5 protein-coding genes are annotated in these 2451 nt (G+C 32.9%); all 5 read left to right on the top strand.

Annotation, left to right across the window (positions count from 1 at the left end; translation table 11 throughout):
- On the top strand, positions 1-346 hold a 346-nt coding region (locus JCM21738_RS24625; protein WP_035210246.1), incomplete at its 5' end, for a hypothetical protein.
- 280 nt (positions 347-626) lie between these two features.
- Entirely contained in the window at positions 627-749 is a 123-nt protein-coding gene (locus JCM21738_RS26920) for a hypothetical protein (protein ID WP_023626601.1), read from the top strand.
- A gap of 158 nt (positions 750-907) precedes the next feature.
- Positions 908-1246: a super-infection exclusion protein B gene (locus JCM21738_RS22845; protein WP_052019858.1), complete on the top strand. Its 339-nt coding sequence runs from the start codon at positions 908-910 to the stop codon at positions 1244-1246.
- Between the two features lie 208 nt (positions 1247-1454).
- Positions 1455-1631, top strand: a complete 177-nt coding sequence (locus tag JCM21738_RS24620; RefSeq protein ID WP_023626603.1) for a hypothetical protein — start codon at positions 1455-1457, stop codon at positions 1629-1631.
- Between the two features lie 341 nt (positions 1632-1972).
- Complete coding sequence (locus JCM21738_RS21570; RefSeq protein ID WP_035210244.1) at positions 1973-2278, top strand: hypothetical protein; 306 nt, start codon at positions 1973-1975, stop codon at positions 2276-2278.
- Positions 2279-2451 lie beyond the last annotated feature (173 nt).

The raw sequence follows: 2451 nt of genomic DNA, 5'->3' as shown, positions 1-2451 counted from the left end.
CTTTGAAGCGCAAGGAGCTATCTACGATGTTAATGCACATCAGTATATCTATTATGGATATACATACGTAGGAGAAGTAAATGGTTGGTTAGAGGTTGAAATAATCAATAGTACTTCCATTAAGATTCGTAGCTATAACCTAACTCCAGAAAATCATAATGGTACTTATGAAAGGGTTGATTCAGTATATTACAGCCCGCAAACAGGCAATCCAGCAAAACTTTATTACAATTTTAGTTTCTTAATGAAAGTAAGTTATATGGAACAAGGATGGGTTCCTTTCCGTACAATATATAAAGTTTACCCTAACGGAACGGTTACTTTCTTTAACGATGCTGAGGCATAAAAATTAGGAATTGAAGAGATGTCCTTTGAAACTGCGTAGATTATACAAACAACGGGATATGCCTTGGGAATCGAAATTAGGAAAATCGCATTTAAAAGGGTGGATGCTAAACAATTTAAGTATCCACTCTTTTTCATAGTTTTACCATTATATGGTGAATATCCATTTATCATTAGGCTAATCAAGTATCCAGTAAATTCGCAATTGGAGTTTTAAGGAAATCAGGATATACTTTAGGGAAGAAAGAGTTGTGCAGCTTAACACATAAGGAGTTGATAATGTGTCTTTTGAAACTGGACAAATAATTCAAGCTGTTGGTTATTTTCTCGGAGGTGTAGCTTTACTTTCTGTGTTTGTGTTCTGGGGAAAGTATGAAAAAGGTAAGAAGAATTCATCAAAATAAAATGTTTTTATTAAAGAGGGTGAGTGCTTTCCTGCATTTACCCTTTTTTGAGTGTAAAATGGACTATATTTTGTCTTTTGTAACATTTTCTTATTCTAAAATTGTGACTAGGTATGTGGAATCATTTCATTGAGACAAATAGAGGGAGGGAAATTTAAATGCCAAAAATTGATATAAAGGAATTGCTAACATTACCACCCAAGATTTTAGCGGCATTAGCAGTAGGGACTGGACTAATTCTATTTCTGCCAAACGATATCATAGACAAACTTTATCTTGTATTATTTAAAGAGAAGTTTGGGTTTGTATTAGGTATTACATTTACTGTTTCTGTTTCCATACTATTAATGTCCGCTATTGTTTTTATTATCAATTCAATACTCTCAAGCTGGCTGTCAAAGAAAAGAATTCAACAATATAAACAAAACCTTTTCAAGTTGAATATGTATGAGAAAAGTATTATAGCTGCTTTGTCTGAAAGACAGATAACACACTAAATTTACCGATTAATAAAGGGATAACCCGTACACTTACACATTATCAGATTATCAGTCCAGTCTCCTCTCAAGCTATTGTGTATGGGGATAGCAATGAATGGTCAATGCCATATTTTCTTCAGCCGTGGGTGATTGATATATTCAAGAGAATCCTGCATTTCTGAGAGAAAACCAAGCAATTGAAAATGAAATTGGATAAGGACTTATTGTGATTTGTGAAGAAATAAACCTTTTGAAGGCATATGATTCTAAATGGAAAGGTAAACTATTTATATTAGACCTTAAAGCTGGAATGGTAATTGAGCTGAGGATGAAGGCTTCTTACCACGGAAGAAAGAAGATGGTTACACAAAAGTTTGAGATAGAAGATAAAATGAAAAAGTAATAGGGCAATCACAACAGATAAAGAACCATTCACGGTTCTTTTTTGGTTAGTAGATTAATCTTCGAGTGCAGTTGTGTCTTTTAATATCAGAATGCCCTCGCTACTGAAATATGAAGGAATTAATAATAGAAATATAGAATGGATAAACAGTAAGTAATACCTTTTGTCTACTGACTTATTTTTGATAAGTACTTTTAACATTTATTAAGAATCGCAGGTGAGAAAATGGAATATCCGATAAAATTTAGTCACTATGGTGAAGAACGAGAGATTCATTTAAATGAAGAAGAAACCCAAGCAGTTAAAATAATATTTGAGATGTTAGAGGCACTGCCGTTAATATGGAAAAACTTCAAGTTGCTAAAAAGAGTGACAGCTATGCGACTATAGTTATGCGTGGGAATGAATGGGATTTTGACCTTGTAAGATTCAAGTTTACAGATAGAACTAAATGGATAGCTTTAAATCTTTCGAAGGCTGACCGTGCTGTTTATAAAGATAAAGCACTATTTGAAGCTCAAAAGAAGAAAACACAGATACAATGGAAATCAGAATTGCAAAGTATAGAAGATTTACCAAAGTATAAACATTTGATGGTCAACTCCTATAGTGAGTGTGTAAATCGAGAAAGAAATAACTTTCAATAATCTCCTTGCGTAAAGACGTCCATCCAAAAGACGATGGCTATTTTTTAGGTATTATCAAATTTTGTTTAGAGCCTTTATTCAACTAACTGATGCTTTTTAAATAAAGAAATATAAAAAGCTCGGATTAAATTCCGAGCTTTTTGTACTATATAGGCTTTTAGGAGGGTCCCTTT

This window comes from Mesobacillus boroniphilus JCM 21738 (genome assembly GCF_000517385.1).
Classification (GTDB): Bacteria; Bacillota; Bacilli; order Bacillales; family Cytobacillaceae; genus Mesobacillus; species Mesobacillus boroniphilus.
The sequence above is the reverse complement of the archived record's forward strand: the minus strand, read 5'-3'. Positions and strand labels throughout refer to the sequence as shown.